The organism is Marinobacter salexigens, assembly GCF_018860765.1.
In the GTDB taxonomy this organism is placed as follows: Bacteria; Pseudomonadota; Gammaproteobacteria; order Pseudomonadales; family Oleiphilaceae; genus Marinobacter; species Marinobacter salexigens_A.
In genome coordinates this window covers 46266-65439 of record NZ_JAHKPV010000006.1, presented here as the reverse complement: position 1 = coordinate 65439, position 19174 = coordinate 46266, and the positions used below count along the sequence as shown (strand labels likewise).

Sequence of the window (19174 nt, the reverse complement as noted above, 5' to 3'; positions counted from 1 at the left end):
TAGTTCAGGGAGGAAACGTTAGGGCCGATTCTAACAGGTTTGGCAGGGCTCTCTGTTCCGCATTTTGAAGTTTTAGGCGACCGGTTTTACCAAGAACTCTTCAAACGCTGCAGCGGGCAGAGGACGGGAGAAGAAGTATCCTTGGCCGTGATCACAGCCGATTTCCAAAAGTAGATGTCGCTGAGCCTGAGTTTCTACGCCCTCAGCGATAACGTTAAGACCAAGCCTGTGAGCCATCATCACAATGGCTTCAGAAAGCACTAGGTCGTTCTGGTTTGTTTCGAGATTCTGAATAAAAGACTGGTCAATTTTGAGGTAGTCGATATCGAATCGCTTGAGATAAGACAGCGCAGAATAGCCCACGCCAAAGTCGTCAATGGCAACCTGAATGCCTGCATCCCGGAACCTGAGCAGCTTTTCTTTGACGTCATCACTGGCATTCAGAAGCAGCCCTTCGGTGATTTCGATACTCAGGTGATTCGCATCCAACCCAATCTCATTCAGGTGATGCAGCCAGTCTTCGATGCTCAACGCATCACTTTGAAATTGCACAGGCGAAACATTCACTGATATCTGTAGCCCGATATCATACAGCTCACACCAGCGTTTTGCCTGAGCGGCAGCCTCTCTAAATACCCAGTCACCAATTTTGACGATTAACCCAGACTCTTCCGCTAGAGGAATAAACTCGGCCGGGCTGATCATTCCGCGCTCCGGATGATTCCAGCGTATCAAGGCTTCGGCTTTGCTGACGTGCCCGCTCGCAAAATCAATAATGGGTTGGAAGTGGAGTTCAAACTGGCGATTCTCGACGGCAAAATGCATATCATGCATCAGTTTTAGGCGATTCTGAGCTTCATCGTGTAGTGATTGGGTAAAGTAAGCAAGGCGGTTTCGCCCCGATGTCTTCGCGGCGTACATAGCCTGATCGGCGTTACTGATTAACTGAAATGCCTCTGCGGCGTCCTGTGGGCAGAAACTGATGCCAGCGCTGGCCTGAACATAAATCGTTTCATTATTAATAATGTAGGGTTTTGCCAGCACATGGATGATCTGCTCGGCTACCTTCTCACCGTCGAGTGTGTTTGCAAGTCTGGGGAGAATAACGGTGAACTCATCGCCACTCATGCGAGCGACCGTATCTGAGTCCCTCACACAACTGCTAATTCTAACGGCCGCTTCCACCAACAGTTGGTCGCCAACTGGATGCCCAAGTGTGTCGTTAACATCTTTAAAGTGGTCGAGGTCAATAAACAACAGCGCTAGCAATGAGTTGTGACGCAGCGACTTGCGAATTTCTTGCTCCAAGCGATCTTGAAACATATACCGGTTTGGTAAGTTGGTCAGGAAGTCGTAGTTTGCTTGGCGCCAAATCAGTTCGTCCGAGCGCACCTTACCACTGATGTCGGAGCCAATAACCACATGCCTCTGAACATCACCGTTTTTATTGCGAATAACGTTAATGGTGAGCCACGAAGGAAAGGCCTCGCCATTTTTGCGGCGATTCCACACCTCGCCCTGCCAAAACCCCTGCTGAGTCACATCTTGCCAGATCGCCTTAAAAAACTCGGCGTTGTGGCGGCCGGAGTGGAGAATAGAGGGGTCTTTGCCACGCGTGTCTTCAAGCGTATAACCGGTGACCTTCGTAAAGGCGGGGTTGATTGCAACGATACGGTTGTGGGTGTCAGTCACCATCACGGTTTCTGAGCTGTTGCGGTAGATGGAAGATGCAAGATGGAGTTCTTCCTGTGCATGTGCCCGCTCAATGGCGATCCCAACAAGATTGGCGGCGCTCTCAATCAGTGCGATTTCTTGCGTGTCTGGAGCACAGGGCTCCTTGCGGTAGATCGCGAAGGTGCCCAGCACCTTACCAGACGCAGCATGTATAGGCTCCGACCAGCAAGAGCCGAGACCCGCCTCGGCGGCAAGGTCTTTAAAGTTCTCCCAGTAAGGATGGGACGCTATGTCTTCTACAACAGTGCGCTTTCGGGTAAAGGCTGAGGTGCCACAGGAGCCAACACCCAGGCCAATGCTCACGCCGTTGATGGCTTCGGTGAAAAAGCTGGGTAAGCTGGGCGCTGCGCCACAAAGAAGGTGTTTCCCTTCATCGTCCATAATGAGAATGGAACACATGGAGTTGGAGTAGATGGATTCGACAGACTCGATAACCTGCAACATAACCTCTTCTAGCGAACCACCTCTCGCGACTTTTTCCAGTGTTTGTCGTCGCATTTGCTCGCGCCGTGCGGCCATTTTGCGGGAGGAAATGTCTTCGACCAGCGCTACTGCATAATCGAAACTGCCGTCAGGAAATCGAATTGCACGCACAGCTAAATGGGTGTCGAGAAAATCCCCGGATTTTTTGATAAACCGTTTTTCAACGGAAATCTCATCAACAATTCCGTCAATGAGTTTTCTATAGTTTGTGTGACTGAGCTCCAAGTCATCAGGGTGGACTACATCTGCCCATGTTGTTGCCATGAGCTCTTTCGCTGTATAACCGAGCATGCTGCACAGTGCTTGATTGACTTCTATCCAGCTTTTCGCTGGACTGAACGCGGCCATGCCAAACATGGATCGCTCGAAATAGGCTCGGAAGTGTTGCTCGCTGGAGTGCAGCGCTTCCAATGCGTTGCGGCGTTCGCTCTCTCGATCAAAGCTGTCGAATGCGAAGGTAATGTTGAGAGCCAGTTCATTGAGACGGGCGGTCATCTCACTGTCAAAAAAGCCCTCATCCTCGTGGTAAGCCGACAATACGCCAAAAGGCTGGCCACCCCGCTTAACGGGAAATTGGGCAGTTGCCAGTAGGGAGTGATCTTTCAGGTCTGCAATCCCAATCCACCTGAAACGGATGCCGCAGACATCGCTGGCAATTTGGCACACCAAAGGAAGTAATTCATCTTCGTGACGTGTTCGGATGATGGCTTGGTTCATTTCGCTCAGAGCACGGTCCACTAGGGCCAGTCTTTGAGTGCGCGCAGCCGCAGACGCTTCGTGATCAGCGCCTGAGCTTGGTTTTGCGTGATCGGCCTCGCTGTTAGAAGATGACGTCACGATGCTGCTCGCTGTGGCTCGAAATTGATTGATCTTTACCTTAAGAGTGTTGGATCTTTTTGTGCAAAGTACAAGTAAATTACGAGGGAAGCCTGTTTATGGTTCAGGTGTTTCCCACGAATTTGACAGATGGCAGGGCCTATGATGAATAAAATGCATATTGATATCGTTTCCGACATTGCTTGCCCTTGGTGTGCCATTGGCTACGCTCGTTTAAAGCTCGCAATGGAGCAGTTGTCGACAAATTATGAATTTACAGTTCAGTGGCATGCATTTGAGTTAAACCCGGATAAAAGCGGAGATGGTGAGCCTATTTTGCCAGCTCTGGCGCGCAAATATGGCCGGAGCGAGGAAGAGCTGCGCGTAACTCAAGATCAGATGATGACGATCGCAAAGGGGCTTGGCTTGAATTTTGAAAAGATTCAGGAGCGACTTGTCTGTAATACCTTTGATGCCCACCGGTTGGTAAAATGGGCGGGTGAGCAGGGATGCCAAACGGAGTTGAAGCACGCATTGTTTGAAGCCTATTTTGGCAGGGCTGAGAACGTGGCCGAGCACGATGTTCTCCTCGAGTGTGTTGACGCCCTTGGGTTGGATGTGAAAAAGGCCCGGGATGTGCTGAATTCAGACCAATACGCTGTTGCCGTGCGCAAGGATGAGGCTACTTATCAGAAGGCGGGCGTCTCAGCTGTTCCAGCATTTATTGTTAACGGGAAGTATCTTATTTCCGGCGCTCAGGAGCCCGATACTTTGGTGCAAGCGTTGCAGGAGATGGCAGAGTCTGATTAAAAAAGATCTTAACACCACGTGATGAAGGTCGCCTTCAACGAGACACCCTTCGCCGGAAGTGGTTTTGGTTTGGGTGGTTTGCTGTGATTCATTTCTCGAAGCCAGAATGATTGTTAATTGCAGGCACGTGCAATTAGTTTGATGCATATCATTAGCAACCTTAGAACTTGGTTTAGACTTGGTTAAGTCGTCGTTCGTCAAGGAGAACCTGCAATGCCTAACCCAAAAGCCAGTAAAGCCTTAAAATCGCCTCTCGACGCCCATATTGACGCGCTGCGTGCAAAGAATGTCAGTGTGACGCCAGACGCCTCTGCACAGCACTTGCATAACGGCATTGATACATCTTTGCCGCCAGCGGACCTTCATGGCAGCTATGTTAACAATCGTCCGTTGCCTACCGAGGGTATTGCGGACCGCAGAGCATTTATCATTGGCAGTGGTATTGCAGGGTTGTCTGCTGCATTTTTTCTTATCCGCGATGGCCACATGCCAGCAGAGAATATTGTCTTTCTAGAAGAGCAGCCTGTTGAAGGGGGCTCGTTGGACGGTTCCGGAAATGCTGAAGAAGGCTATCTTGTTCGCGGTGGTCGGGAAATGGAGATGACCTATCAGAATTTCTGGGACGTGTTCTCGGAAATACCGGCGTTGGAATTGCCCAAGCCTTTTACGGTGTTAGACGAGTACCGCATTGTGAACGATGCGGACAAGAACTCATCGAAAGCTCGGTTGTTGGAAAAACAGGGTCAGGTTAAGGACTTTTCGACCATGGGGCTGACACGCTTGCAACAGCTTGAAATAGTGAAGTTGTTGCTGGCACGCAAGGAAGACTTGGATGATGTCACTGTAGAAGAATGGTTCAGCGAAGGATTTCTCAACAGCAATTTCTATATGTTTTGGCGAACCATGTTCGCTTTCCAGAACTGGCATTCGGTGTTGGAGATGAAGCTCTACATGCACCGCTTTCTTCACCTAATGGACGGACTCAACGATATGACATCGCTGGTCTTTCCGAAATACAACCAGTACGACAGCTTTGTTCGCCCTCTCATGGGCTGGTTGAAAGATCAGGGCGTGCATACCGAGTATGGCACCATTGTGAAGAATCTTGAGATGGTTACACGCGCTGGTAGTCGAACCGTTACTGGAATCCAGTGCCAGAGTGAGGAGGGTGAAAAAACGCTTCAAGTGAGCGAGACCGATTTGGTATTTGTGACAACGGGCTCTATGACCGAAGACACCGCATACGGTGACGATGACACTGCGCCCGAGCTTATAGACAAAGACCGCGCTGAGTCGGGCTCTGGCTGGCAGCTCTGGAGGAATCTCGCAGAGCAATCTGAGGTGTTTGGGCGCCCGGATAAGTTCTGCGGCAACATCCCGCGCTCGACTTGGGAATCCGTAACGTTGACCTGCAAGCCCTCGCCTTTGATGGATAAGCTGAAGGAGCTGTCCGTCAACGATCCCTATTCTGGTTTCACTGCAACGGGAGGGATTGTTACGTTCACTGATTCTGCTTGGCTCATGAGCTTTACCTGCAACCGTCAGCCACATTTTCCTGACCAACCCGATGATGTGATTGTTTTATGGGTTTATGCCCTGCTCATGGACAAACCTGGCGATTATGTTCCCAAGCCCATGCCAGAGTGTACCGGGGCCGAGATACTTGCGGAGATGTGTTATCACTTGGGGTTACTGGATCATCTGGATGAAATTCTTGCAGCCACAAAGACTCGAATTGCACTGATGCCCTATATTACCGCGCAATTCATGCCGCGAGCACAGGGTGACCGGCCTCAGGTAGTCCCTGAAGGTTGCACCAACTTGGCGTTTATGGGGCAGTTTGTTGAAACCCATAACGATGTGGTCTTCACGTTGGAAAGTTCAGTGCGAACCGCCCGGATTGGCGTGTACAGTCTGCTCAACATTGCGAAGCAGGTACCAGATATTTACCCTGGTCAGTACGATATTCGCCGCTTGCTTCAGGCCACTCGCACCTTAAACAATGATGAACCTTTCCCGGGTGAAGGGTTGCTGCAATGGATTCTTGGCGGTACCTATTTTCAGCATATACTGCCGCGTGATCCGGACGGAAGTGCGGGCGGAAAACCACAGCCGGGGTTGTTTGAACAGCAGCTTCAGGCTGTGCGCGGTCTTCTCGAAGACAACCATACGCTAGACGACGCCAAGGGCTGGCTCCAGAGTGCGCTAGGCAAATTTCGCGACCGTCTCTAAGAGCATTCAGGTAATCACCCGCCAGACCCTGGCGGGTGGTTCCAGTTCTGAAATCGAGCATTAACTTGTAGTATGTTTAAATAGTCATTGAACCCTCCTATGGTGTCGAGTAACTCTGTGACTAGCTCACTTCCTCCCTACGAAGCCTATCAAGCCGCGCTAGCTTCCGGCTTTGAAGACGACCCCGCCCAACAGCATGCGGCCACGTGTTTGCAGCGCTGCTACGAACAACTTCGAACCGGGCAGTCAGATATTAAGGGTGTCTATCTTTGGGGGCCTGTTGGTCGTGGCAAAACCTGGTTGATGGACCGTTTTCACCAGTCGCTTACCGTGCCAGCGCGTCGGCAGCACTTTCATCATTTTATGCGTTGGGTGCACCGGCGGCTGTTTCAGTTAACCGGGCAGGAAGACTCGCTCGGTTTGCTTGCGCGAGAGTTGGCGTCTGAAGCACGGGTGCTGTGTTTGGATGAGTTGTTCGTCAGTGACATTGGTGATGCCGTGTTGCTTGGTGGCTTTTTTCAGCAGCTGTTCGCTCAGGGCTTGGTTCTGGTGACCACGTCTAATCAGCCACCGGATGACTTGTACAAAGACGGCTTTAATCGCGAACGACTACTGCCTGCTATTGATGCTCTGAAACAGTATATGCAGGTAGTGAGTGTGGATGGTGGCCAGGATCACCGGCTTCACTCTGGCGAGCGCCAGCAGCGTTATTGGGTTGACCAGCCGCAGGCGCTGGAAGCCGTATTTGGGGAGTTGCTTTGCGAGGATGAGCAGGTAAACAGTGAGCCCCTTCGCTTGGGCCACAGTGATATCAGGGTAGTCCAACGTAGCAAACTCGCGCTTTGGTGCCGCTATGAAGAATTATGTGAGCAGAAGCTTGCGGCGCAGGACTTTATAGAACTTTGTGATCGCTTTATCTATGTGTTTTTGAGTGAAGTTCCTCAGCTCGCCGGAGGTGGGCAGCAAAAAGCCATCGCTCGTGGCACTGAAGATGGAGTGACTCGAGTTGAGGCCGGAGATCGCCAGTTACCAGCATTGACCCACTTAGATGATGGCGCGCGCCGCTTTATTGCCCTGGTGGATGAATGTTACGACCGTGGGATTCCACTTTATCTCGACGCTGCGGTGCCGTTGAGTGAACTCTACAGTGTGGGCGCACTGACTTTTCCCTTCCGCCGCACTTTGAGCCGCTTGCAGGAGATGCAGTTGCAGCGCTTTGGCCAAACAGGTCACTAGCCTTGGTGCATGCTATTTACATTAAGAATTCCCGAGATTGTGCTAAATTTGTAGCTCACATCGAGCGTGTTATCGCCAAGGATTCATCCCCGGAGCTCGAACACTATGCCCAGTAATGGCTCATGAGTATAAAAAAAGATAAAGGGCAAAAGGAACATGCGGTCAGTTTAGGGAACGACCAGCTCATTAGAACCATCATAGATGATGCGCCAAATATGATGGGATATTGGGGCAGAGATTTACGCTGTCGCTTCGCCAATGCAGCATACAGTCAATGGTTTAGGACACCGCCCGAGAAAATTATAGGAATGCGGTTTCAGGATTTGGTGAGCGAGGAACTGTTTGAACTGAATGAGCCTCATATTCTCGGGGCTTTGGCAGGAGAGTATCAGCGCTTTGAGCGCACACTAAACAAAGCAGATGGAAGCGTTGGGCATATCATCGGGCACTACATTCCGGATGTGGATGCTGATGGTATGGTCAGAGGCTTCTCCATTCACGCCAATGAAGTAACCGTTCTCAAGGAAATTGAGGCGAAACTCAAACTAGCTGCGCGTGTTTTTGAGAACACACTTGATGGTGTGCTGATCACCGATACCTGCGGGACGATCCTATCGGTTAACCCTGGCTTTACTGAAATTACGGGCTACACAGCTGATGAGGCTGTCGGACAAACCCCTCGCATTCTGCAATCCAAGCAGCATGATCAGCCATTTTATGCCGCTATGTGGGAAGAGATAGAGGCCTGTGGCCGTTGGCATGGGGAGATCTGGAATCGTCGTAAAGACGGAGAGCTCTATTTACAACGTATGACAATCAACATGGTGCCTGATGACTCTGGCATGCCAGAGCGTTACGTATCAGTGTTCAGTGATATTACGGCGCTTTGGCGTAAAGATGAGCATATTAAGCATCTGGCATTTCACGACGCTTTGACCGACTTACCGAATCGCACGCTGTTGATGGATCGGATTGACCAGCAGCTACTACATTCCAAACGGGATCAGACTCACTTTGCACTGATGTTTCTGGATCTTGATGGGTTTAAGCGGGTTAATGACCAGTTGGGGCATTATGTTGGAGACGATCTATTAAAAAATGTGGCGAAACGGCTTCTGGCGCTGGTGCGTAGATCGGACACAGTGGCCCGCGTAGGTGGCGACGAATTCATCTTCATTCTTAATAATCCGCAGGGAAAGGATGAAATCACCCAAGTGGCGAACCGCATTGTTAGCTCGATTAATGAGCCAGTAGAGATTCTTGGCGACCAGCTTCAGATAGGAGTGTCCATTGGCATTGCCACGTATCCTGCTGGTGGACACACATCTGTTGATTTAATAAGAAATGCCGATACGGCGATGTATGCAGCCAAAAGTTCGGGTACGAACAATATCCGCTTTTTTTCAACTGATTAATCCTAACCAAAACCAATCACCAACGCGCGGCCGATCTCGTAAGCAAAGTACATCATGAGCTTATCCCACTTTAGTTCTGGGTTGTGGCGTCGTCCTTGTGATCCTTAGGCAATTAGTGATCTTCACATTATTGCGTTTTCGCTGAACCGGATCTGACTACAAACGCGGCTTGTGCTCTTGGTTGCAGATAATGTACTTATGGCCTTCCCCAACATCTATCGAGCTCTGGTTTATATGACTACCTATTTCATTCAGGCGTTCATTTATCTCGCGGCTGCGGTGATTGCAGTGCCATTGGCGAAGCGCTTTGGTTTGGGCTCCGTGCTGGGTTATCTAGTCGCTGGCGTTATGATCGGGCCAGTCATGGGGCTTGTTGGGCAGGAAGCCAGCACTATTCAGCACTTCGCCGAATTCGGTGTTGTGATGGCGGAATGTCTTTTCTGTGCTGCTATTTCAGGACATCGCAGTTATCCCTATGCTCGCCTTGATTCCACTCTTGGCGTTGCCGGGCTTAAAGGGTGGTAGCGGTGCTGAGTCACCTGCCGATGCAGGGCTTAGCCTTGTTGCTGGTCTACCGGGCTGGGCTCATGCTTTGGTAGTGGTGGGTGCGGTCGCTGCGGTTATTGTTGGCGGTTATTACCTGAGCCGACCGCTGTTCCGCTATGTGGTGAAGTCGGGACTACGGGAGGTGTTCACGGCCACAGCGTTGATGCTGGTGATTGGTATTGCTGCCCTGATGAGTGTGGTGAATCTTTCCCCAGCGTTGGGTGCTTTTTTGGCCGGTGTGGTTTTGGCCAACAGTGAATTCAGGCATGAACTAGAAGCCAACATTGAGCCGTTCAAGGGTTTGTTGCTCGGCCTATTTTTTATCACCGTGGGCGCAGGCATCAACTTCGAGGTGTTGGTGGCTGAGTGGAGCGTTGTTGTTTCGCTGGGTTTAGCCGTGATTGCAGTAAAGGCTTTGATTTTGCTGGGTCTGGCCCGATTGTTTGGTATTCGTAGCAGCAACGGCTGGCTATTTACGCTGGGTTTGGCGCAGGCAGGCGAATTCGGTTTTGTGTTACTCACCTACAGCGTTCAGAGCCATGTGATTTCGTCGGAAATCGCTCAGATTCTATCGTTGGTTGTTGCGCTCTCCATGTTCCTCACGCCTCTACTGTTTATTGTTTACGACCGGGTTGTATTGCCCCGCTATCGGCGCTCGAAGAACGATGAGCGAGACGCCGACATCATTGATGAGCAAGGCCCAGTTATTGTGGCTGGGGTAGGACGGTTTGGGCAGATAATTTGCCGCTTACTAAGGGCGAACAATATTCCTATTGTTGTGCTAGACCACGAACTCGAACAGATCGAAAACGTTCGCCAAATCAACATCAAGAGCTTTTTTGGCGATGCCAGCCGCCCCGACCTGTTGGAAAAAGCAGGCATCGAAAAGGCCCGCTTGTTAGTTGTGGCGATTGATGATCGGGACCGCTCGGTAAAGATGGTGGAGCATGTGAAAAAGTTTTTCCCGGGTGTTTGGGTGCTGGCTCGCGCCTTTGACCGTGGCCACAGCTACCAGCTTAGGGAGGCGGGTGCCGACGATGTTATGAGCGAGACCTACCATTCCGCTCTGGAACTGGGTGGCCATGCGTTAACGGCTATGGGTGTGCACCCGATGCGAGCGAAGTAAATGACCTGGGCGTTTGTGCAAAACGAGAAGGCCCACGAGGCGGAGTTATTCGAAGCTTGGAAGGAGATTGAGCAAGGCATTAAGTTTAGCCCGCGCTATGGCGAGCTGTTCATGAAGCTTGAAGAATCACTAAGCAGTTCTATGCACCGGGACTGGAATGAACCCAAGCCAGAGGATGTTCCAATTTGGGTTCCGCCGGAAAAGTGAGTGCCCCTGCCGATAGCAAGCTCTGAGTTATTTAAGCTCGGATGCTGGGTTTACGCGGCGGTAAAATGCCTCCAGTATGCTGTAAGAGCCAAATGCGAACAGTCCGACAGCGACCAGTGCCATCAGTGGCGTTCCGAAGGGTTGTTGGCGAAACGTATCGAACACCTCTGCTATGCCGCCGGCTTCTTCAGGGTTGAGGTGATAAGCAGCCATAAGAAAAAACGTGCCAGTGGCCATGAACACCAAGCCGCGAGACATTAGCCCGAATCGGCATACAGGGTAGGCCCAGCGTTGAGTGTTACGTGGCATGTCAAAGTGACGGTCAAACTGTGCTTTTGCGCCTTTAACACCATGAGCCATACCTGCGGAGATCATCACTGCACCAACTGCTCCAACTAACCACCGCCCATAAGGCTGTGCCATTAGCCAGCTCGCGGTGCCTGCGGAGCCGCCACTTGAGTCGTTGCCGCCCAGCGTAAAAATCAACTTAATTGCGAATACGGCAAGAAGCGTGTGGGTGACAGCGCTTATAGCTAAGCTGGCCCGAATTGTAAGACCCTTCGGGCTTTTTCCGTGGTGGTCGGTATCTGTGAATGCTTGCACGCACCGCCATAACGCATAACTTATGAGGCCCAGTGCTAAGGTGCCCAACAGCACATTGCCCATGGGCGCCGTTAATAATTGCGCTAGCGCCCCCTTGCTACCGGTGGTTTTACCGCCCTGATCAACCGCCGCCAATGTAGCAAGACCGCCGATCAATAAGTAGACAATGCCTCTGGATGCATAGCCAAGGCGGGCGACGAGAGTGAGTAGGTTTTCAGGAGCCATTGTCGCTAACAGTTGCAAATGCAACTTGGTAGACGTGTTTTAGGCGGCAGCAAATGAGAGGTACTTTTATCATGATCACGCCTTTTATGGTTGTTGCGTTCAGTCTACTATCCCAGAAGATGTTTGCGTAATCTTTGCATTCACTTGGCAAAATCAAACTTAGTGGTAACCCATGACTGGCCCAATGATTAGCTTGATTAAACCTGCTGCGGCGGTGATAGAGCGTGTTTGAAAATCGAATAAAATTCCCAGCTGTTACGGTTGCCCTCGTATTGGTTGCGTTGCTTTACGTTTTTTGGGATCAAACCCGCGAGCCGCCCCAACTGGTTGACGCAGGCCGCTTTACCAACCTTCAGAATAATCCCGTAAAGCTCAGCACAACTGTGGACTGGGTGGTCACCCAGATCCCCTCGTTCTGTGAACAGGCCTCCGACCGGAGCGAAAAAGCCCAAGCGAGTTGTGTTGAGTACGCACAGACACGCACCTCAACCTGCCGGCGCGGAGTGTATGACCGCTTCCCGAGCGTTGTGGCCTCCGAAGCGGTTTTTCGGGATGTTTCGATTACCTTGATTAACTGCCTTGTGCAGGCTCCATAACCTTAGCGCTCCTCACCTTAGCACTACCGGCACCCGGTGATACCCGCCCACCGGCGCTACTTCACGCTCTAGCGGTTGATCTGCTGCCAGTTCAATTGTTTGAAGTGAAGTGAGCATAGTCTGTAATGCAATCCTGAGCTCCCATGTGGCCAGCAGACGGCCCGGGCAGGCGTGTTTACCCGCACCGTAGAGCAGGTTTGCCGCGGCGTTGCCTTGCGGATCAAACCGAGTGTTGTCGAAGACGGTTTCATCGCGGTTGGCGGAGGTCCAATTCAACTTTACCTTTGCGCCACTGGGGATATCGCGGCCACCGATGTGAAGAGGGCAAGTCGTTACACGTCGATTGGAGACAAATGGGTTATCTAGGCGCAATATTTCATTGATGGCCGCTTCCACTTCATTGTTTGAAGCCGCTCGCATCTTCACCGCCAACTCGGGGTGCTGGGCTATATGAGCGATGAGTACACCAACACAAAGTGCGATCGAGCCCAAATCACCCCCCGTCCAGTTGCGTAGAATTGAGACCAACTCCGCCTCTGTTAATGGCTGCCCATTCACCGTCTCGCGACACAGTTTTGTAGTTAGATCGTCGGGCGCCTTATTACCGACTGAACGGCGCGGCCGGATAATCGAACGAATAATTTCATCAAACTGCTCGGCAACATCTGCCATCTGGGCGTTGTCGCCAGAGCGGGTGGCGGCATGGTTTTCTTGCATCCATGCCAACAGCTGTGGCTCCAGCTCGTCAGGCCAACCCAGCCAGGCACACTGGGCGCGAACGGCAAATACAGCGCCTATGTCGCTAACGGCATCGAGTACTTTGCCCTTAGGGAGCTCCGCCATCAGCTGCGAAGCAACACGCTTGAAAACGGGAATGAAGGGTTCTAGTGCTTCACGGGTAAGGTACTTTTCAATAACCTTGCGGTAGCGGGTGTGCTCCTCGCCATCTAATCCATTAGGAACCTGGAGGTAGCGTGAGACGTGACTGGAAAATCGCTCATGGTCCAGAGCTGCAGCTAGAACGTCGGCATGCCGGAGCAGTACCCACTCGCCCTTAGTATTTCGCACGACAGGATGTTTGGGGCGCAACTCATCAGTGTAGGCCCTCAAATCACGGCCAGCTGCGGACAAATCATCCGGCATGTGGTCTGTCATAGTGACTCCTTTTCCATCAACAATAGCTTGCCTAACCAGCATACCCGCAATTGCCGAAATCAAAAATGCGAAAGAACAAGAGCTGTCAAACGTTGCTGTGATTGCTGGAGACCTGCGTGAGTTAACGGCCTAAACCATCACGGTTCTTGCAGGAGCGACTTCAGTGCCAGTACCCCGGCTTTGATCTCTTGGGTGCTGGCGCTGGCAAAGCCCATCACCAGACCGTTTCGTATTTCCTCCCCGATAAAATGAACACTCAAGGGTGTGCTGCCAAACCCTTTCGCTCTGAGCTTTTGGCTGATGCCTGCGTCGTCGAAGTCGCCCTCCAGAACCAGATGCATCCCGGCACTCTCCGCCACCGGAGTAGCCAGCCCGCCCAATTGCTCTAACACAAGCTTTTGGAAGTAGCTCCATTTCTCCTTATAGAGCTGCCTCATGCGCCGCAGGTGGCGGGTGAACTGCCCACTTACGATGAACTCAGCGATGGTCGCCTGAGTGAGCAGTGGCGTTTCACCGCCGGTAACCCGCTTGGCCCACAGGAATGCCTCCACCATGGGTTCGGGCACAACCAGATAACCAACTCTGAGACCGGGAAGAAGGGTTTTACTGAAGCTTCCTACATAGAGAACGGGCGTGTTATCGAATAACCCCTGAATAGCGGCAAAGGGTTTGTTGTGAAAATGGAATTCGCTGTCGTAGTCGTCTTCAATGATCCAGGTTTGATTACGCTGTGCCCATTGAACCAGTGCCATACGCTGTGCAATATCCAGAATTCCACCCATGGGATATTGGTGTGTGGGGGTGCAGAACAACAGTTTGGCAAGACCCATACCCGCAAGTGCATCCACATCCAACACCTGATCTTTCAACGGCACGGGCAGTATTGGGTTGCCATAACGCCCGAGCGCATAACGAGCGCCACGATAACCCGGGTTCTCGCAGAATACTTGGTCACCAGTTTTAAGCAGCACATCTGCAATCAGAGACAATGCCTGCTGTGCACCGTTGGTAATGATGATTTGATGCTCGTGGCAGCGCACCCCGCGAGACTCCCGTGCATATTCTGCAACGGCTTTCCTTAGGGGTTGGTAGCCTTGAATGCAGTCGTATCCTCTGATCAGTCTGCGGCTTTCCTGATGATGTAGGATCCGGTTCCAGCTGCGGATCGGGAAGGCATCCAGGTCTGGCAGGCCGGGCTGAAAGGGCAGGTTGGCGTCTTCCCCTAGCCGCATGCTGTGCCTTGGCACACTGGGTAGTGGTGGCAGTGGCTCAGCATTATTTGGCGCGTGCGAGGGCGCTTGGTCCGGCTTGTTCAGGCTGGCGCGGATATCCTCGTTGACGAATACGCCTTTGCCCGGACGGCTTAGCAGAAAGCCTTCTGCTTTAAGCTGGTCGTAAACCGCATTTACGGTATTTCTGCTCACCCCAAGATCGGTTGCCAGTTGCCTGCTGGATGGCAGTTGGCTGCCAGGCAGGTAGCGCTGGTTAATGATGCGTTGGGACAGCTGCCGGTACAGTTGTTGTTGCAGCGGAGTGGCGGAGTCCAAACGAATATCGTTAATCATTTTGTCTGGTCCTATTGAAAATCATAATCTGGATCTTTTGATGGTATCAGATGTTTTCTTTAATAGCGGGGTACTTAACGAAAGGAAACTATGATGTCTTTGAAGGAAATCGACCCCGCTGCAATGTCTTCTCTTTCCTGCTGCCCGCGCAGTCAGGTGAAACGGGCCGCTAAACGCGCAAGCTATGAACGCACTGACGCCTATGCCCTGATTGACCGGTTAAAAACGGCCCACGTTGGGTTTGTAGAGGAGGGCGAGCCCAGAATTATTCCGCTTACGGCCTGGCGCCTGGGGGATGATCTTTATCTGCATAGCTTGAACGGTGGTCGTGTGTGCAAACAGTTGGAAGCCGGTGCGCAGTTGTGTATCTCGTTTGCGGTAACGGAAGAGTGGGTAATGAGTAAATCGGCCTATCACCACAGCGCAAATTACTCATCACTGGTGTTGTTCGGCAAGGCCCAGCGAGTGCTGGATGCGACTGCCTTTGATGAAGCGTTCAAGGCCATTATCAACCAGCTTTCGCCAGGACGCTGGGATCAGGTTCGCGCGCCCAATGCTAAAGAGCGTAAAGTCACCGCGCTGTTTCGTGTGCCTATTGAAGAAGGAGCGTTCAAAAGCCGAACCGGCGGCCCTAACGAGGAACCGGAAGATATGGCTTTGCCTGTGTGGCATGGTACGCAAGCGGTGTAGGTTTCAGTATTTCTCTAATCCGCTATATAACCTAAGTTGCAAGCATGCTAAAAGATGGCCGTCTCAGTGGCGGCCATGCTCAAAAGCAAATAGCCTCTCTACTAATTCATCAGGGTTTCAGCATGTCTGACAAGTTTTTCTTCAAAGGCCGGCAGGATGCACGGCAGCATCACACGGCCTACGGCGGCTTCAAAACTAACGCCAGTCAAAAAAGTGGTAGCAAGAAGTTTCCACTGCAACTGGTTGTAACCAGTGAAGATCGCAAGCAAGAGGTTGGGGCGTTGGTTGCAGAGGCCCAGTTGCACGCAGACATTACCGTTGATGCCCGGGAGGATGCCGTTGAATCCATAACGGAGCTTACCGCCATTTTGAACAAGGGCGGCACTGTCACTCAGGCTAAGATGCCTTCCCGAAACGATCCATGCAGTTGTGGCAGCGGGAAAAAATTCAAAAAGTGCTGTGCCTGATACACAGAAATCCTTATTGATCGAAAAAGGAGTACCCATGCTTATTTGTGGTGTTGAATTGAGCGGAAGTGAAGCGGTGGTGTGCTTGTTGAACTTGGATATGGGGCAGTTCAGCCTGCCAGAAAACAATGTTCGAAAGATTACTTTGAAGAAGAACCATACCCGTGAAGATCTAAAGCAGTTTCAGGCATCTTTTGCGACGTTTCTGGCAGAGCATGATGTGAAAAAAGTAGCCATCAAAGAGCGCATGCCCAAAGGCAAGTTTGCTGGTGGGGCAATCAGCTTCAAAATGGAAGCGGCTATTCAGTTGATGGCTGATGTTGAAGTGGAGTTGCTTTCCTCAGCAACCATCAAAGCGACATTGTCTGCCAAGCCGCTGCCCATTTCTTTTGCAGAAACAGGATTGAAGGTATTTCAGGAAACCGCGTTTGTTGCGGCTTATGTAGGGCATCTGGCGAAGTAGCCGGTGCTCTTCGCCAGATCAAAAAACCTTATTGAGCGGTTGTAACGTACTTCAGAATCTCAACGATTTGCTCGGGTGTTTGCGCCCATGCCATGGCGGAAGCGTCCACTTCTTTCAGGGGGTGGATAATATCTTTTGCGTGCAGGGTAACGTAGGGCGTGCCCATAGCCGCACAGAAACCGGCATCAAAAGCCGCGTTCCATTGCTTGTACTTGTCACCAAACCGAATCACTGCCAAATCGCACTGCTCCAGCAGGGTTTTGGTGCGAATGCCGTTTACCTTGGATGACTGGTGATCACGCCAGAAAGCCACTTCCGGCTTACCTAACATATCGCCCGCCGCATCGCTGGCTTCGTGGTTGGTAGCAGGCGCAGTAAATTCCACGGGCAATCCAGCTGCTTCTGCCCCAGCCTGAATCTGCTCACGCCAGTCAGTGTGAATTTCGCCAGAGAGATACACAGTCCAGATCATGAAGTTCTCCTAAGTAAAATGGGTAAGGAAGGTTCGAGCTTGCGAGACCCTATCATAGCCCGGAGGTTTACAGAATCTCAGCCCGGTTAATCCTCATCGTCATCGCTTACTTTGGCTAGTTGCGCCCGGGTTACCAGCCGCCCCTCGCGGCGAATCTCTGCATTCGCGAAACGCTGCCTCTGTTTACTTGTTTCCGGAATTACTGCAGGAACGTTTATGGGCTTGTCGTTTTCATCCAAGGCCACAAACGTAAAGAATGCAGACAGGATGTGCCGTGTTTCGCCGGTGTAACTATTTTCTGCGACAACCTTAGCGCCGATTTCCATAGACGATCCCCAACTACGGTTTAGGGATAAACTGAATAGCAGAGTGTCGTTGCCTTTCGCTGGGGCACGAAAATGGATCGAATCCACCGCAGCCGTCACACAAACATGGGCAGAGTGGCGCTCAGCAACCACCAGAGCCAGACGGTCGCATTTCGCCATAATCATGCCGCCAAAAACGGTTTCATGAGAGTTCATATCATTAGGGAAAACTTTATAAACGTGTTTCTCAATGGCGGAAGCGGATACGGGTTTTGGCGATTTTTCAGGCATAGCATCCTTTCTCTGTGTTGGTTTTAGGCTAAGGTTGTTCTCAAGGGTACTGTGAAGGGTACTACACCCTCTTTAAAATGCGCTGGGATGAGCTTGTATTTCCGGTATTTGCGCCAATCATATATAACCAGAGAACAATCTTTCATTAGATGCGAGGAGTTCAATGGACTTCAAAGACTATTACGCCGTACTCGGTGTGAGTGAGTCTGCCTCCCCCGAGGAAATCAAAAAATCCTACCGAAAACTTGCCCGGAAATATCATCCGGATGTCAGTAAAGAAGACAATGCCGACGAAAAATTCAAAGATCTTGGCGAGGCCTACGAAGTACTGAAAGACCCGGAAAAGCGCGCGGAATACGACCAGCTGCGGAAGTACGGCGCGCAGTCTGACGGTTCCTTCCAGCCGCCTCCCGGTTGGCAGAGTGCTTCCGGGTTTGGCGGTGGAGGATACACCGATACGGATTCTCGACAGTTCAGCGATTTTTTTGAGCAGATGTTTGGTGGCGGACAAAGCGCAGGTTCGGGTGCTGGTGGTTTCCGGCAGAACGTGCGGATGCGCGGTGAAGACGTTCACGCACGGTTGGCTCTGTTCCTTGAGGAAGTGTTTAACGGGTCCGAGAAGCAGGTTTCCTTCACTGTTCATGAGGCCGACGAGCAGGGCCGTGTTGTAGCCCGGCAGAAAACACTGAAAGTGAAAATCCCCGCTGGAATGCGCGAAGGGCAGCATTTGCGCCTGAAGGGCCAAGGATCTCCCGGTTATGGTGGCGCAGCACCGGGCGACTTGCTTATAGAGGTCGAATTGGCGCCGCACCCACTGTTCAGTGTAGAGGGGCGTGATGTGGTTGTGACCGTTCCAGTGGCGCCTTGGGAGGCCGCGTTGGGTGCGACCGTTACAGTGCCAACAGTGGGTTCAAAGGTGAATGTGAAAGTGCCCAAGGGAACATCTTCCGGCCGCAAGCTCCGCTTAAAAGGCAAAGGCTTGCCAGGCAAGCATCCCGGCGATCAGATTGTTATTCTACAGATAGCCATACCGGAGCAGCATTCTGCGGAAGCAGAAAAGCTCTACGAGCAGCTTGCCGAGGCTGAGAAAGCATTTAACCCACGCAGCAAACTGCACCTGTGAAGGGGAAGCCTAAAGCATGAGTGATAGAAACAGTGTTTTGACCGTTGAAGTAATGGACTCAGATGGCAGCACCTTCACCCTTCACGAGGTGTGCGAGCGTGGTGAGTGCCACGCGGAGTTTGTAATCAAGCTGGTAAGCTACGGCATTATTGCGCCAATAGAACCGGCAGAGGAAGCACGCCAGTGGCTGTTTGATGTGGCGGCGTTAGCTCGGCTGCATAAGGCCAGACGTTTGCAGCGTGATTTGAAGATGAATCTGCCGGGTCTAGCCATGTCCCTAGAGCTTTTGGATGAGGTTCAGGACATGCGCAAGGAAGTAGAACGACTCAACCGGCAGTTACAGCAGCTAACAGGGGAGTGGTAGCCAAGGTTGGCACCACTCATTATTAAAGCGGCTTTTACCGGTTTTCTTCGTGCGCTTTGATCTTGGCGTAAATCCTCTCTGCCTCTTCCATAAACGTTCCGTGGCTTCTTAAATCCCCGTTTCGCTGTGCATGAAGCGCTTTTTCAAGCTTGTCTTCGTACTCTTTCTGTAATTTTTTCCTTGGATCGCCCTTCAAAAATCCTAGCATTTCTCATCTCGCAATCTGTTGGTGGTCATAAGGTTACGCTCA

At 51.6% G+C, this 19174-nt stretch carries 17 protein-coding genes and 1 pseudogene; 11 read left to right on the top strand and 7 right to left on the bottom strand.

The annotated features are described in order from the left end of the window. Positions 1-72: 72 nt before the first annotated feature. Positions 73-3054: an EAL domain-containing protein gene (locus KO508_RS05845; RefSeq protein WP_216007423.1), complete on the bottom strand. Its 2982-nt coding sequence runs from the start codon at positions 3052-3054 to the stop codon at positions 73-75. 153 nt (positions 3055-3207) lie between these two features. Between KO508_RS05845 and KO508_RS05840 the strand changes: the two genes are divergently transcribed. The 5 genes and pseudogenes from KO508_RS05840 to KO508_RS05820 all read left to right on the top strand — a co-directional run bounded on the left by KO508_RS05840 (position 3208) and on the right by KO508_RS05820 (position 10605). Then, positions 3208-3843 (top strand): DsbA family oxidoreductase, encoded by a 636-nt coding sequence (locus KO508_RS05840; protein WP_289851834.1) that lies wholly within the window; start codon positions 3208-3210, stop codon positions 3841-3843. 213 nt (positions 3844-4056) lie between these two features. After that, positions 4057-6075 carry an oleate hydratase gene (locus tag KO508_RS05835; protein WP_216007422.1) on the top strand — a complete coding sequence of 673 codons (2019 nt, stop codon included), beginning with the start codon at positions 4057-4059 and terminating at the stop codon, positions 6073-6075. Positions 6076-6192: 117 nt separating this feature from the next. After that, a complete protein-coding gene (zapE, locus tag KO508_RS05830; protein WP_354668011.1) occupies positions 6193-7311 on the top strand; it encodes a cell division protein ZapE in 1119 nt (372 codons plus the stop codon). Between the two features lie 122 nt (positions 7312-7433). Beyond that, positions 7434-8726: a diguanylate cyclase domain-containing protein gene (locus tag KO508_RS05825; protein ID WP_216007420.1), complete on the top strand. Its 1293-nt coding sequence runs from the start codon at positions 7434-7436 to the stop codon at positions 8724-8726. 234 nt (positions 8727-8960) lie between these two features. After that, a pseudogene (locus KO508_RS05820) lies at positions 8961-10605 on the top strand (cation:proton antiporter domain-containing protein). A gap of 27 nt (positions 10606-10632) precedes the next feature. Here the strand turns inward: KO508_RS05820 and KO508_RS05815 are convergent. Beyond that, positions 10633-11433: a DUF1206 domain-containing protein gene (locus KO508_RS05815; RefSeq protein ID WP_216007419.1), complete on the bottom strand. Its 801-nt coding sequence runs from the start codon at positions 11431-11433 to the stop codon at positions 10633-10635. Between the two features lie 224 nt (positions 11434-11657). Between KO508_RS05815 and KO508_RS05810 the strand changes: the two genes are divergently transcribed. Next, positions 11658-12029, top strand: coding sequence for a hypothetical protein (locus KO508_RS05810; RefSeq protein ID WP_354668010.1), 372 nt, complete (start codon positions 11658-11660; stop codon positions 12027-12029). A gap of 12 nt (positions 12030-12041) precedes the next feature. On the opposite strand, the gene KO508_RS05805 is transcribed toward KO508_RS05810, so the two are convergent. Beyond that, a complete protein-coding gene (locus KO508_RS05805; RefSeq protein WP_216007418.1) occupies positions 12042-13184 on the bottom strand; it encodes a cytochrome P450 in 1143 nt (380 codons plus the stop codon). A gap of 137 nt (positions 13185-13321) precedes the next feature. Beyond that, a complete protein-coding gene (locus KO508_RS05800; RefSeq protein ID WP_216007417.1) occupies positions 13322-14749 on the bottom strand; it encodes a PLP-dependent aminotransferase family protein in 1428 nt (475 codons plus the stop codon). 93 nt (positions 14750-14842) lie between these two features. Here KO508_RS05800 and KO508_RS05795 point away from each other — a divergent pair, with 93 nt between their 5' ends. The 3 genes from KO508_RS05795 to KO508_RS05785 all read left to right on the top strand — a co-directional run bounded on the left by KO508_RS05795 (position 14843) and on the right by KO508_RS05785 (position 16369). Continuing rightward, on the top strand, positions 14843-15439 hold the full coding sequence (locus tag KO508_RS05795; RefSeq protein WP_216007416.1) for a pyridoxamine 5'-phosphate oxidase family protein: 597 nt from the start codon (positions 14843-14845) through the stop codon (positions 15437-15439). Positions 15440-15561: 122 nt separating this feature from the next. After that, complete coding sequence (locus tag KO508_RS05790; protein ID WP_216007415.1) at positions 15562-15906, top strand: PBPRA1643 family SWIM/SEC-C metal-binding motif protein; 345 nt, start codon at positions 15562-15564, stop codon at positions 15904-15906. 37 nt (positions 15907-15943) lie between these two features. Next, on the top strand, positions 15944-16369 hold the full coding sequence (locus tag KO508_RS05785) for a DUF3010 family protein (protein WP_216007414.1): 426 nt from the start codon (positions 15944-15946) through the stop codon (positions 16367-16369). Positions 16370-16397: 28 nt separating this feature from the next. Here the strand turns inward: KO508_RS05785 and KO508_RS05780 are convergent, their stop codons facing one another. Beyond that, on the bottom strand, positions 16398-16841 hold the full coding sequence (locus KO508_RS05780; protein ID WP_216007413.1) for a YtoQ family protein: 444 nt from the start codon (positions 16839-16841) through the stop codon (positions 16398-16400). Positions 16842-16927: 86 nt separating this feature from the next. After that, positions 16928-17437: an acyl-CoA thioesterase gene (locus KO508_RS05775; protein ID WP_216007412.1), complete on the bottom strand. Its 510-nt coding sequence runs from the start codon at positions 17435-17437 to the stop codon at positions 16928-16930. A 163-nt stretch (positions 17438-17600) separates the two neighbouring features. Here KO508_RS05775 and KO508_RS05770 point away from each other — a divergent pair, with 163 nt between their 5' ends. Beyond that, positions 17601-18560, top strand: coding sequence for a DnaJ C-terminal domain-containing protein (locus tag KO508_RS05770; RefSeq protein WP_216007411.1), 960 nt, complete (start codon positions 17601-17603; stop codon positions 18558-18560). 16 nt (positions 18561-18576) lie between these two features. Beyond that, on the top strand, positions 18577-18924 hold the full coding sequence (locus KO508_RS05765; protein WP_216007410.1) for a chaperone modulator CbpM: 348 nt from the start codon (positions 18577-18579) through the stop codon (positions 18922-18924). 34 nt (positions 18925-18958) lie between these two features. Here the strand turns inward: KO508_RS05765 and KO508_RS05760 are convergent, their stop codons facing one another. Continuing rightward, positions 18959-19132, bottom strand: a complete 174-nt coding sequence (locus KO508_RS05760) for a DUF6435 family protein (protein ID WP_216007409.1) — start codon at positions 19130-19132, stop codon at positions 18959-18961. Between the last annotated feature and the right edge of the window lie 42 nt (positions 19133-19174).